Origin of the sequence: Bradyrhizobium sp. CCBAU 45384 (assembly GCF_028128665.1) — a bacterium.
In the GTDB taxonomy this organism is placed as follows: domain Bacteria; phylum Pseudomonadota; class Alphaproteobacteria; order Rhizobiales; family Xanthobacteraceae; genus Bradyrhizobium; species Bradyrhizobium manausense.
Window position 1 is genome coordinate 193,935 of the sequence record NZ_LBIZ01000111.1, and the last position, 12,259, is coordinate 206,193.

At 64.0% G+C, this 12,259-nt stretch carries 11 protein-coding genes and 2 tRNA genes; 6 read left to right on the plus strand and 7 right to left on the minus strand.

Annotated features, from left to right (window positions below; genetic code table 11):
* Nucleotides 1-135: 135 nt before the first annotated feature.
* A complete protein-coding gene (gene lon, locus XH80_RS23000) occupies nucleotides 136-2,559 on the plus strand; it encodes an endopeptidase La (RefSeq protein WP_271600518.1) in 2,424 nt (807 codons plus the stop codon).
* 72 nt (nucleotides 2,560-2,631) lie between these two features.
* Nucleotides 2,632-3,036 carry a GFA family protein gene (locus XH80_RS23005; protein WP_271600585.1) on the plus strand — a complete coding sequence of 135 codons (405 nt, stop codon included), beginning with the start codon at nucleotides 2,632-2,634 and terminating at the stop codon, nucleotides 3,034-3,036.
* Nucleotides 3,037-3,182: 146 nt separating this feature from the next.
* Here XH80_RS23005 and XH80_RS23010 read toward each other — a convergent pair.
* A tRNA-Val gene (locus tag XH80_RS23010) sits at nucleotides 3,183-3,259 on the minus strand.
* Between the two features lie 127 nt (nucleotides 3,260-3,386).
* On the opposite strand from XH80_RS23010, the gene XH80_RS23015 reads away from it, so the two are divergent.
* Nucleotides 3,387-4,247: a class I SAM-dependent methyltransferase gene (locus XH80_RS23015; protein WP_271600519.1), complete on the plus strand. Its 861-nt coding sequence runs from the start codon at nucleotides 3,387-3,389 to the stop codon at nucleotides 4,245-4,247.
* A gap of 215 nt (nucleotides 4,248-4,462) precedes the next feature.
* On the opposite strand, the gene XH80_RS23020 is transcribed toward XH80_RS23015, so the two are convergent.
* On the minus strand, nucleotides 4,463-5,440 hold the full coding sequence (locus tag XH80_RS23020; protein ID WP_271600520.1) for a cation diffusion facilitator family transporter: 978 nt from the start codon (nucleotides 5,438-5,440) through the stop codon (nucleotides 4,463-4,465).
* Nucleotides 5,441-5,854: 414 nt separating this feature from the next.
* On the opposite strand from XH80_RS23020, the gene XH80_RS23025 reads away from it, so the two are divergent.
* Nucleotides 5,855-6,748 carry a hypothetical protein gene (locus XH80_RS23025; protein ID WP_271600521.1) on the plus strand — a complete coding sequence of 298 codons (894 nt, stop codon included), beginning with the start codon at nucleotides 5,855-5,857 and terminating at the stop codon, nucleotides 6,746-6,748.
* Nucleotides 6,749-6,757: 9 nt separating this feature from the next.
* On the opposite strand, the gene pepT is transcribed toward XH80_RS23025, so the two are convergent.
* From pepT to XH80_RS23045, 4 genes are all read right to left on the minus strand, one after another.
* Nucleotides 6,758-8,005 (minus strand): peptidase T, encoded by a 1,248-nt coding sequence (pepT, locus tag XH80_RS23030; RefSeq protein ID WP_057756237.1) that lies wholly within the window; start codon nucleotides 8,003-8,005, stop codon nucleotides 6,758-6,760.
* A 117-nt stretch (nucleotides 8,006-8,122) separates the two neighbouring features.
* Complete coding sequence (locus XH80_RS23035; protein WP_057756233.1) at nucleotides 8,123-8,422, minus strand: HU family DNA-binding protein; 300 nt, start codon at nucleotides 8,420-8,422, stop codon at nucleotides 8,123-8,125.
* Between the two features lie 200 nt (nucleotides 8,423-8,622).
* Nucleotides 8,623-8,699: transfer RNA gene (locus XH80_RS23040), tRNA-Asp, on the minus strand.
* Nucleotides 8,700-8,854: 155 nt separating this feature from the next.
* On the minus strand, nucleotides 8,855-9,058 hold the full coding sequence (locus tag XH80_RS23045) for a hypothetical protein (protein ID WP_057756230.1): 204 nt from the start codon (nucleotides 9,056-9,058) through the stop codon (nucleotides 8,855-8,857).
* Between the two features lie 214 nt (nucleotides 9,059-9,272).
* On the opposite strand from XH80_RS23045, the gene XH80_RS23050 reads away from it, so the two are divergent.
* The gene (locus tag XH80_RS23050) at nucleotides 9,273-10,136 is read left to right on the plus strand and encodes an alpha/beta fold hydrolase (protein WP_271600522.1); all 864 of its coding nucleotides are present in this window, start codon (nucleotides 9,273-9,275) and stop codon (nucleotides 10,134-10,136) included.
* 130 nt (nucleotides 10,137-10,266) lie between these two features.
* Here XH80_RS23050 and XH80_RS23055 read toward each other — a convergent pair whose 3' ends face one another.
* Nucleotides 10,267-11,457, minus strand: a complete 1,191-nt coding sequence (locus tag XH80_RS23055) for an aromatic ring-hydroxylating dioxygenase subunit alpha (protein ID WP_271600523.1) — start codon at nucleotides 11,455-11,457, stop codon at nucleotides 10,267-10,269.
* 195 nt (nucleotides 11,458-11,652) lie between these two features.
* Here XH80_RS23055 and XH80_RS23060 point away from each other — a divergent pair, with 195 nt between their 5' ends.
* Nucleotides 11,653-12,168 carry a MarR family winged helix-turn-helix transcriptional regulator gene (locus XH80_RS23060; protein WP_271600524.1) on the plus strand — a complete coding sequence of 172 codons (516 nt, stop codon included), beginning with the start codon at nucleotides 11,653-11,655 and terminating at the stop codon, nucleotides 12,166-12,168.
* The last annotated feature ends 91 nt before the right edge of the window (nucleotides 12,169-12,259 follow it).

Below are 12,259 nucleotides of genomic sequence, written 5' to 3' on the forward strand. Positions count from 1 at the left end.
GCCTCAGTTTCGATCCGGCAAGCCCGGTCCAACCTAAGAAGGGTAGACCGGGTTCGTGGATCATCTCGGCACCTTGTGGCGGTTGCGCACCAGATGCGGGCTGCGTGCGAGGGGGCAAAGCAAAAGGAAAAGGCCATGACTAATCCAAAACCCCGGCCAACCATCGTCCATGGCGAGACGCACGCTTATCCCGTGTTGCCGCTGCGCGATATCGTCGTCTTCCCGCACATGATCGTTCCGCTCTTCGTTGGTCGCGAGAAGTCGATCCGCGCGCTCGAAGAGGTGATGAAGAACGACGCGCTGATCATGCTCGCGACGCAGAAGAACGCGTCCGACGATGATCCGGCGCCCGATGCCATTTACGAGACCGGTACGCTTGCCAGCGTGCTGCAGCTCTTGAAGCTCCCTGATGGCACCGTGAAGGTGCTGGTCGAGGGGCTCGAGCGCGCACGCGTGTCAAAATACACCGATCGCGCCGACTATTATGAGGCCACCGCCGTTGCGCTCGCCGACACCGATGCGAAGTCGGTCGAGGCGGAAGCGCTGGCGCGCTCCGTCGTGTCCGACTTCGAGAGCTATGTGAAGCTCAACAAGAAGATCTCGGCGGAGGTCGTCGGCGTCGTGCAGGCGATCACCGATTTCGCCAAGCTCGCCGACACCGTTGCCTCGCATCTTGCGGTCAAGATCGCGGATCGGCAGGGCATCCTGGAGACGCTGTCCGTCACCACGCGCCTGGAGAAGGTGCTGGGCCTGATGGAGAGCGAGATCTCTGTGCTGCAGGTCGAGAAGCGCATCCGCTCACGCGTCAAGCGCCAGATGGAGAAGACCCAGCGCGAGTATTATCTCAACGAGCAGATGAAGGCGATCCAGAAGGAGCTCGGCGACGACGACGGTCGCGACGAGCTCGCCGATCTCGAAGAGAAGATCGCCAAGACCAAGCTCTCCAAGGAAGCGCGCGACAAGGCGCAGCATGAATTGAAGAAGCTGCGCCAGATGTCGCCGATGTCCGCGGAAGCGACTGTCGTGCGCAATTATCTGGATTGGCTGCTGTCGATCCCGTGGAACAAGAAGTCCAAGGTGAAGAAGGACCTGGAGCAGGCGCAGGCCATCCTGGACTCCGATCACTACGGTCTCGAGAAGGTCAAGGAACGTATCGTCGAGTATCTCGCGGTGCAGTCGCGCGCCAACAAGCTGACCGGGCCGATCCTGTGCCTCGTCGGACCTCCCGGCGTCGGCAAGACCTCGCTCGGCAAGTCGATCGCGAAGGCGACGGGGCGCGAGTTCGTGCGCGTGTCGCTCGGCGGCGTGCGCGACGAAGCCGAGATCCGCGGTCACCGCCGCACCTATATCGGCTCGATGCCCGGCAAGATCATCCAGTCGATGCGGAAGGCGAAGTCCTCCAATCCGCTGTTTCTGCTGGACGAGATCGACAAGATGGGCGCCGACTTCCGCGGCGATCCGTCCTCGGCCTTGCTGGAGGTGCTCGACCCCGAGCAGAACGGGACGTTTGCCGACCATTATCTGGAGGTCGACTACGATCTGTCGAACGTCATGTTCATCACGACCGCGAATACGCTCAATATTCCCGGCCCGCTGATGGATCGCATGGAGATCATCCGGATCGCGGGCTACACCGAGAACGAGAAGGTCGAGATCGCGCGCAAGCACCTGATCCCGAACGCGGTGTCCAAGCACGGCCTGGACTCCAAGGAATTCTCGATCGACGACGACGCGTTGCTGCTTCTGATCCGTCGCTACACCCGCGAAGCGGGCGTGCGCAATCTGGAGCGTGAGCTCTCCACGCTCGCCCGCAAGGCGGTGAAGGAGCTGATGATCTCCAAGAAGAAGTCGGTCAAGGTCACCGAGAAGACTCTGGAAGAGCTCCTCGGCGTGCCGAAGTACCGCTTCGGCGAGATCGAGAGCGAGGCGCAGGTCGGTATCGTGACAGGCCTGGCGTGGACCGATGTCGGCGGCGAGCTCTTGACCATCGAAGGCGTCATGATGCCCGGCAAGGGCAAGATGACGGTCACCGGAAACTTGCGCGACGTCATGAAGGAATCGATCTCGGCGGCGGCATCCTATGTCCGCTCGCGGGCGATCAACTACGGCGTCGAGCCGCCGCTGTTCGACCGGCGCGACATCCACGTGCATGTGCCCGAGGGTGCGACGCCGAAGGACGGTCCATCGGCGGGCGTGGCCATGGCCACCGCGATCATCTCGGTCATGACCGGCATCCCGGTCCGCCACGATGTCGCGATGACCGGCGAGATCACGCTGCGCGGCCGCGTGTTGCCGATCGGCGGCCTGAAGGAGAAGCTGCTGGCTGCGGCCCGCGGCGGCATCAAGACGGTGCTGATCCCCGAGGACAACGCCAAGGATCTCACGGAGATTTCCGATGCGATCAAGGGCGGCATGGAGATCATTCCGGTCTCGCGTCTCGACGACGTCATCGCCAAGGCGCTGGTGAAGAAGCCTGTGCCGATCGTCTGGGAAGAGGATACCAAGGTGACCGTGAAGCCCGACGGGGATGAGGCCGCCGGCGGCCTGACCGCTCACTGAGATCGCAACTTCAAAAACATGATAAAACGGCGCCTTCGGGCGCCGTTTTTATTGTGGGGGAAGGGGATGGTGATGCAGGTCGATGGGCAGTGCCACTGCGGCAAGATCAGCTATGAGGCCGAGATCGATCCCGAGGCGGTGTCAGTCTGCCACTGCACCGACTGCCAGACCCTCACGGGCTCGCCGTTCCGGGTGACAGCCGTCTGCACAGCGGCCGATGTCAAGCTCACCAGCGGCGCGCCCAAGGTCTACGGCAAGCGCGGTGACAATGGACGGATGCGCTTCCAGCACTTCTGTGCCGATTGCGGTTCCCCGCTGTTCACCAGCGGCGAGGGCGACCAGGCCGACGATTGGGGCATCCGCTGGGGCTCGATCCGCCAGCGCGACAAATTGCGCCCCGTCAGGCAGATCTGGTCCCGGTCGGCTGCGGTGTGGATCGACGCGGTGCCACTGCTGCCGGGCCGGCCGGGGGATTGAGGGGCCGGCTTGCCGAGCCGTAGCGTAGCTTGCGGCCCAAAGCCCGCCTTCGCCCAACGGCTTCGGCGCGGCAGCCTTCACTCGCTTCGCGTCAATGAAGTTCCTGGCTGGCCTGCCTAGCCGAAGCTCGCGAAGCGAGCGAAGGCTGGTGGGCGGTCACGGATTCGAACCGCGGACCCTCTCGGTGTAAACGAGATGCTCTAACCAGCTGAGCTAACCGCCCCACGGCGCCTCTTTAGCGCTCCACCGGGTCTCGGAGCAAGAGGTGGCCTTGTCATAAAACGGCCCTTTGCCCCCTGAACGGCGGCCGTCGTGGTATGACCCCGCCCTAGAGAACGGCAGAGGCCCCAATGCAGCAACCGAGCGGACACGAACAAAACGCCGACCAGATCGCTTACTGGAACGGTCCCGGCGGGCAACGCTGGGCGGATCGCCATGCGGCGCAAGAAAACCTCCTCGGACCGATCGCGGATGTCCTGATCGACCGCGCCAGGCCGAGGCCGGGCGAGCGCGTTCTCGACGTCGGCTGCGGCTCCGGGGCGACGACCTTTGCATTCGCGAAAGCGGTCGCACCTGACGGCTTCGCCCTTGGCCTCGACGTGTCCGATCCGATGCTGTCGCAAGCGCGGGCGTTCGCGCCGAAGGGCCTGCCGCTCGATTTCGTGCTGGCGGATGCGACGGTGTATCCGTTCGAGCCTGCGAGCTTTGATCTGCTCGCCTCGCGCTTCGGCGTAATGTTCTTTGCCGATCCGATTGCGTCCTTCACCAATCTTCGCGGGGCGCTCAAGCCGACGGGACGGCTCGCCTTCGTCTGCTGGCGCGAGCCGAAGGAAAATCCGTGGATGATGGCGCCGCTGATGGCGGTCTACAAGCACGTGCCGAAGATGCCGCCGGTCGGGCCGGAGGAGCCGGGCCCCTTCGCGTTTGCTTCCGAGGAGCGCGTGATGCGCATCCTCAAGGGCGCCGGTTTCGCGGACGTGGCGATGGAGCCGCATAATCTGCCGATGGACATCGCCATCGGCGGCGGGCTCGATGCGGCCGTCGACGGCTCGCTGCAGATCGGTCCCGCAAGCCGCGCGCTGCAGGGCCATCCGCCCGAGACGGTCGCGGCGGCCAAGGCCTCGATCCGCGAGACGCTCGCGCCGTTCGTGAAGGGGCAGAACGTGGCGCTGCCGGGCGCGATCTGGATCGTGACGGCGAGGGTGGAGTAGGCCCGTCGCGGCTTGCGTCTCATTCAGACCCGTCATCCCCGCGCAATGGCAAGCCATTGTCGCTCGAGGTGCGAGCGGCGCGATGCTCGGCATCGCGCCGGGAGCCTCGAAGGAGGAACGGCCGGGATGCAGCCGGGCCGTCGCCCTTCGAGGGCCGCTGAAGAAGCGGCCACCTCAGGGTGACGGCGAGAGATATGCTCTCTCAAACGGTGATCTCACACCACATCGTCCGGCGCCAGCGCGCAGCCATTGTCCGGATGGGTCTCGACTTGAAGGGTGGTGTGACCGATGCGGAAGGTCGTCTTGAGCTGGTGCGCGGTCTCCATCAGGAACGCATCGGCGGTGCCTGATGGCATCACGAGATGACATGTCAGCGCGGTCTCGGTGGTGGAGATCGGCCAGACATGGAGATCGTGGATCGCCGAAACGCCCGGTCGCGCCAGCAAGAATGTCTTGATCGCAACGAGGTCGGTGCCTCTGGGCGCGGCCGCCATTGACATGTCGATGGAGCCGCGCAGCAGGCTCGTCGTGCCCCATAGGATGCTGGCGCAGATCGCGAGGCTGGTGACGGGGTCAAGCCAGAGCCAACCGGTCCAGATGATCAATGCCGCCGAGACCACGACGCCGAGCGAGACCGCGGCGTCGGCAGCCATGTGCAGATAGGCGCCCTCGATGTTGATGTCGTCCTTGCGGCCGCTCGCAAACAGCATGGCGGTAAAGCCGTTGATGAGGATGCCGATGCCGGCGACCACCATCACGGTGACGCCTGCGATGGGCTCCGGCTCGCGCAGTCGCAGGATCGCCTCCCAGCCAATAGCGCCGGTGGCGACCAGCAGGAACACCGCGTTGGCCAGCGCCGCCAGAATCGTGGAGGCGCGGAAGCCGTAGGTGAAGCGGCCGCTCGGCGCGCGCTTCGCCGCGACCGAGGCGCCCCAGGCCACGACCAGGCCGAGCACGTCGGACAGATTGTGGCCGGCATCGGCGAGCAGGGCGGTGGAATTGCCGATATAGCCATAGACCGCCTCCGCCACGACCAGCGCGGTGTTGAGCGCGATGCCGATCGCGAACACCTTGCCGAAATTGGCGGGCGCATGGACATGGGCGTGACCATGACCGTGGGAATGGTCATGGCCATGATTATGCGCGTGGCCGTGGTCATGATGGTGATGACCATGATGGTCGTGGCTACCCAAACCTGGCGCTCCCCCGCATCAGCCAAATCAGCCGCCATTGTAGGCGTTTCGCTCGTGCCGTCACGCCGGAACAACAGGTCAAGCGCCGGCAGCGTCAGCTCGTTGGCGCTATCGGGGGCCCCATCTTCGGAACTTGATGTCGCACAGCCAAACGAAAAGGCCCCAGCCCGGGGCTGACCGGCTGAGGCCTCTTGTGCTCACAATCTTCATCCGTTGGGACTTGCAGAGACAATTCAGGTCTCGTCAATTCGTTCCGGCAGCCTGCAAAATTTAGGAACGTTCTCCGCTCCCCCTCATTAGCGCCCAGAGCGTTTGAGGAGGATGGGATTATGGACGGACTGATCTATCTGATTGGCCTGATCGTCGTGATCATGGCGATCTTGTCGTTCTTCGGCCTGCGCTGAGAGACCCGCTATGGCGATCGAAACTCTTGTGCAGGACAACGTCATGGAAGGCGGCTTTATCACCGCCGAGGAGGGGCGGAGCATCCAGTGGAGCTCCGTCCTCGCCGGCGCTTTTGCGGCGGGCGCAATGTCGTTCATTCTGGTCAGCTTCGGCGTGGCCATGGGCCTCGGTGTCAGCTCGGCCTCGCCGACCTGGCGCGATGCCTCGGCCGCGCTGGCGCTGTTATCAGGACTGTATCTGATCATCCAGGCGATCATCAGTTTTGGCTTCGGCGGCTATATCGCCGGCCGCACGGCTCGGCCGGCGCCGGCGCTGGCAACCATCGAGGATGACGGCGAACGGCGCGACGGGCTGCATGGGCTGACGTCATGGGCGTTGGCCGTGCTGATCGGTGCGGCGCTGCTGGCAATTATCGGTGCGGCTGCGCTCGACCGTTCGCCGACGCGCAGCGGCGCCGGCAACGCGAGCTCCGCCGAGCCGCTGCTCAGCTACGAGCTCGACAAGCTGTTCCGCGCCCCACGCCGACCTCCTAACACTGATATGCGGGAAGCCCGTGCCGAAGCCGGGCGCATTCTGATGACCACATCGAGCCACAGCGGTATCAGCGTCGACGACCGTGCTTATCTGGTGCAGCAAGTCGCCGCGCTGACGGGATTGGGTGCGCCGGACGCCGAGAGGCGCGTCGATGCATCGATCGTCGAGTCCCATGCGGCGATCAACCGTGCCAGGCGCAATTCGGTGATCGTCGCTTTCTCGGTCGCGACGGCCGCCCTGATCGGCGCCGCCGTGGCCTGGGCCGCGGCCGTCGCCGGTGGGCGGCACCGCGATGGCGAGCCGCTGCCGAGCTGGATGGCAAGCTCCAACCGCTTCCATCGCGGCCGGCGCGCCATGACGATGCCGTAAGGAGAAGGCTTAAGCCTTCTCCTCCCAGATCATCGCCAGATGCACGATGGTCTGCACCGCCTTCTCCATATCCTGCCGGCTCACCCATTCGAGCCGCGAGTGGAAGGCGTGCTCGCCCGCGAAGATATTGGGGCAGGGCAGGCCCATGAAGGAGAGGCGCGAGCCGTCGGTGCCGCCGCGGATCGCGGTCCGCATCGGACGCAGGCCGGCCCGGCGGATCGCCTCGATGGCATATTCGAGGATGTGCGGGTAACGATCGATCACCTGCTTCATGTTGCGGTACTGCTCGCGCACCTCGAACTTGTAGGTCGAGCGCGGGTAATCCTTCATCACCTCCTTGACGATGGCCTCGAGCAGGGCCTCCTTTTCCTTCAGCCCTTCCTCGGTGAAGTCGCGGACGATGAAGGAGAGGGTCGCCTGTTCCAGCGCTCCTTCGATGCCGACCGGATGCAGGAAACCCTGCTTGCCTGAGGTGGTCTCGGGCGAGCAGCCTTCTTTGGGCAGGCGCTCGATGATGGCCGCCGCGATCTTGATCGCGTGCTCCATCTTGCCCTTGGCATAACCAGGATGGGCGCTGACGCCCGTGATGGTGATGGTGGCGCCGTCGGCAGAGAACGTCTCGTCCTCGACGCTGCCCGCGCTTTCGCCGTCCATGGTGTAGCCGAAGTCGGCGCCAAGCTTGTTGATGTCGACATTGTCGACGCCGCGGCCGATCTCTTCATCCGGCGTGAACAGGATCCTGATGGCGCCGTGCTTCACATCAGGGTTGTTGATGAAGAAATGCGCGGCATCCATGATCTCGGCGACGCCGGCCTTGTTGTCGGCGCCCAGAAGCGTGGTGCCGTCGGTGGTGATGATGTCGTTGCCGATCTGGTGCTTCAGCGCGGGATGCTCGGTGAAGCGGATCACCTGGCTGGTATCGCCCGGCAGCGTGATGTCGCCGCCGCGATAGTTCTTCACGACCTGCGGCTTCACGTTCTTGCCGGTGACGTCGGGCGAGGTGTCCATGTGTGAGCAGAAACAGATCACCGGCACTTTCTTGGTCGTATTGGCCGGGATTGTTGCGTAGACATAGCCGTAATCGTCGAGATGGGCGTCGGCGATGCCCATGGCCTTCAGCTCTGTCACGAGAACGCGGCCGAGATCCTTTTGCTTCTCGGTCGATGGCGAGGCCGGGGAATTCGGATCCGACTGGGTGTCGATGGTGACGTAGCGCAGGAAGCGCTCGGTCACGGTGTGCGAAAAGGTCAGGGACATTTCTGGTCAAACCGCCGCGGCTGTGGGGGAGCAGATGCTGGGAAGCATCGATATACCAGAAAGCGGCGGCGTTGCGGCGTGCGAGACGCCGGATCAGGCTTAACGAGGCGTAAGCGCTCAGATCGCCTCTTTCAGCTCCTTGACCGGGCGGAACGCGACCTTCTTGCTGGCCTTGATGTGGATGGCTTCGCCCGTGGCCGGATTCCGGCCGGTGCGGGCGGCGCGCTTGCGGACCTGGAGGATGCCGAGCCCGACAATACGGACGCGGTCACCCTTCTTGAGATGCTTGGTGATGAGATTGACCATGTCGGTCAGGACGGCCTCGGCATGCTTCTTGGAGACGTCCTGGCGTTCCGCGATATCGGCTGCAAGGTGTTTGAGGGTGATGGTGACGGGACTAGCTGCCTTCTTCGCCATGCTGTCTGGCCTCCTCGATTGCCAGGGAAGCCCCGGAAAAACCGGAAAAGCGCGGGGATCCCCTAAGTTCCTGGAAGGCGTAGACGATTCGGACGTGGGCTGACTATGCCGAGGGTTCCATCGGCGTGCCGAGAACAGCCGGCGCAGCCGGGAAAGGCGTCGAGAATTTCGAGCTAAGACGATGAAGGGATTGCCAAAAATGGCGCGAGAGACGGGGCTCGAACCCGCGACCTCCGGCGTGACAGGCCGGCGCTCTAACCAACTGAGCTACTCCCGCGTGACGCGATGTCCGCGGAACGAGGGGGGACTTAAAGGCGGGGCTTGGTGAAGTCAAGGACGTTGCGATGCGCCGGAGCATCTTGGCTAAGCATTGCTTGGGAAAACGAAAAAGGCCGCCGGACGGCGGCCTCTGGTCAGCCCGGAATAGGGCGTTCAGCGAATCTCGGCGGCCCCCGAACTCGTGACCGCCACCGGCTTGCCGGCCTTGATCACATGGGTGGACTGGGCGGTCTGGCTGAATTCGGCATTGGTGCGGGCTGCGATCCCGAAGGCGGCGACTGCGATGCCGGCCACCAGCGCCACCACCACGATCTTCAGGTGGGTACCCCGATCTGCAGAGTGAATTGAGTGGTTCATCGAAGCCTCCCGACGGGCTTTGGCGCCGTCTGCAGGCTGACGTCTTAAGGATCATCTGTTTCCGGATCGTTTCGCGGTTCCGCAAAATGGTTTCATTCTCCCCATTTCGCCGCTTCGCCCTGGGCAGTCTTACCTGCCGCGTAATCGCGCGGGCGTAATCCCTCGTCATGATCGCTTCCATCGTCCGCGAACCATCCTGCAAGGGAGAAGCCCTATGAACCGTCCAGCCATCCAAGCCTCGCTCCTCGAAACCGCCCAGCCGGCGGCGCGATCGCCCTATCTGACCGCCAGGGACGGCACCAAGCTGTTCGTGCAGGACTGGGGCAACGGAAAACCGGTGCTGCTGCTGTCGGCCTGGACCTTCGATGGCAGCATCTGGGGCAGTCACATCGAAGCGCTCACTGCGAAGGGCTTTCGTTGCGTTGCGCCTGATCGGCGCGGGCATGGCCGGTCCGAGATGCCGTCCGCGGGTTATGACCTGGAGACCCTGACCGACGACGTCGCTGCGGTGATCGAGGCCCGCGATCTGCGCGACGTCACGCTGGTCGGCTTCTCGATGGGGACGGTCGAGGCAGTGAACTATCTCGGACGATATGGCTCGGACCGGATCGCTAGGCTGGTGCTGGTCGCGCCGACGACGCCGTTCCTGGTCCAGACCGAGGACAATCCGGATGCGGTGCCGAGGGAGATGATCGAGGCCGGCCACACAGCCATCGCCCGCGACTTCGCCAAATGGATCGCAGCGAACGAAGCGCCATTCTTCCTGCCCGAGACACCGGAGATCACGCGGAGCTGGATCCGCGACATGATGATGCGCGTGCCGCTGCCGGTGGCGCTGGCATGCCGCAAGACCATCTCCTTTTCCGATCTGCGCGCGGCTGCCGCCAGCATCGATCGCCCGACGCTGATCCTCCATGGCGACAAGGATGCCAGCGCGCCGCTGCCGTTGACAGGGGCCAAGACCGCAAAGCTGATCAAGGGCAGCAGGCTCGTTGTCTACGAAGGCGGCCCGCATCCGCTGCCGCTGACGCATGGCGAGCGGGTGATTGCGGACATGCTCGCCCTCATGGCGGCTTGAGGGAAGCTCAGCTCGCCCTGACGATGTCGGCGCGGAGGGGCCGCGCCGCCCAGATGAACAGAAGCGCGCCGAGCGTGGTCGTGACCGCTGCGGAGAGCAGGGAATAGCGCACGGCCCATCATGGGCTGCGTCAGCCTTCGCGGATGTAATTCCCCGCTTCAAACTCTATTGGCGGCATGTTCGCATCGAAGGACACGCCGATCGGGTCACGGCCCGCTTCCATCGCTTCCAACTGCTCGCCCAGCATGCGCCGGATCATCAGGATGCCGCGGTCGCTCTGGCCGAAATGCTCCTCGGAGTGCACGGTCACCGGGCCCTGGCCGACCTGGGCTTCGTAGTCGCCGGGGAATTGCTGGTGCTCTTCCTCCGTCATGTCCCACCAGAATTTGCCGTTGAACGTCGAGCGCATGCGGCCGATGTCGCCTGATGTCTTGACGCGGCCGGCAACATAGATGCGGAAGGAGGTGTCGTCGATCGGCAACGTCCAGCCGATCGACTCGACACGGGCGAATTGCGCCACGCGCGGATTGGGCACCACGCGCAGCGTGGGCAGGGCGGCTTCGGTGACGCGGTAGAACACACGGCCGTCGTCCTGCTTGCGGATCGAGCGAACGGCGATGCCGCGCGGCGTCTTGTCGAACGTCACCTCCGGCATCGAGGCCATCATGTTGGTGAATTGCGGCCCCGAGAACGAGCCGTGCAGCACCGGCACGTGATAGGGATCGACCACGTTCTCGAAATGCTGCAGCCAGTTGCAGGGAATGATCGCCGGTCCGCCGCCGCCGATCGATGAATCGTCGGCCTCGACGAACTCGCCGTCGTCCATGTTTTCGAGGCACTCATAGCGCGGCAGTACCGGACGTCTCTCGGCCGGGCCCATATAGGCGAAGATCAGCCCGTAACGTTCCGCGACCGGATACCAGGGCTGGCGCACCTTATCCTTGAACTGGCCGCCATTGGGCTCGCACGGCTGCTCCAGGCAAAGGCCCTCGGTGTCGAACTTCCAGCCGTGATAGCAGCAGCGGATGCCGTCCTCCTCGACCTTGCCATAATAGAGCGTGGTGCCGCGGTGGCAGCAGCGCGCGTGGAGCAGGCCGGCGCGGCCGTGCTTGGCGCGGAATAGGATCAAATCTTCGCCGAGAGCGCGGACTTTCTTCGGCGTGTCGGTGGCATCGCCGGTGAGCCCGATCGGATGCCAGTAGCGGCGCAGCAGTTCGCCCATCGGCGTGCCGCGTACGACGGAAGTGAGCTCGGTGCGCGTCTGCGCCGGCTTCATCGCATAGGCCGTGCCGAGATCGCGATCGCGCTGGGTGATCGTCATGCTGGTTCCTCCCCCGCAGCCCTTGGGTAGGCCGGGTCGTTTTCAGTGCGTTGACCCAATGGAAAATAATTAGATGACAATGTCAACGATCCTCCAGGGGACCTCGCGGTCCCATTCGGAACAGATTGGAGAGGTTGCGCTACCAAGGCTCTACGACCACTTGGCACGTCCTGGCTTTCTTGGCAGAGGTGAGCCATGAGCCAGACTGTGAGCAGGGACGGGCGTGTATCGTCCGATACGGACGACAATCATTCGCCGGCCCCGATCACCGAGATGCTGTCGTCGCGGCTGATCGTGCTTGCCAATCTGCTCAAGCGCGGTGCCATCCTGCGCTACAAGCGCCTCGCTGGGTTGTCATCGGTCGAGTTCGGTCTGGTCGCCTCGCTTGGCCGGCGGCCGCCAATGAGCGTGGCGCGGCTCGCCGAAGCCGTCGGCCAGGACAAGGGCCAGATCAGTCGTGCATTGGCTGAGCTGGTCGCGCGCAAGCTGATCGAGAAGTCGGCAAATCCCAGGGATAGCCGCGAGGTGCTGGTGTCGCTGACGCCAGCAGGCCTCGCCGCGCATGATGTGATCGTCGAAGGCGCGCAGGAGCGCAACCGGATACTGCTGGCGCAATTGAGCAAGGACGAACTCGAGACGCTGCTCGCTCAGATCGATCGTCTCACCGCGACCGCGGAGGCGATGCTCGAGGCCGAGAAGGATGCGCGCTGATAGCGCCGAGATCCTTGGACCTGCTGGAGCGTTTCTAAGAGACTCTCTAAGAATTTTTCTAAGAGCCTTTCAATTGGCGATATCGCGCGCG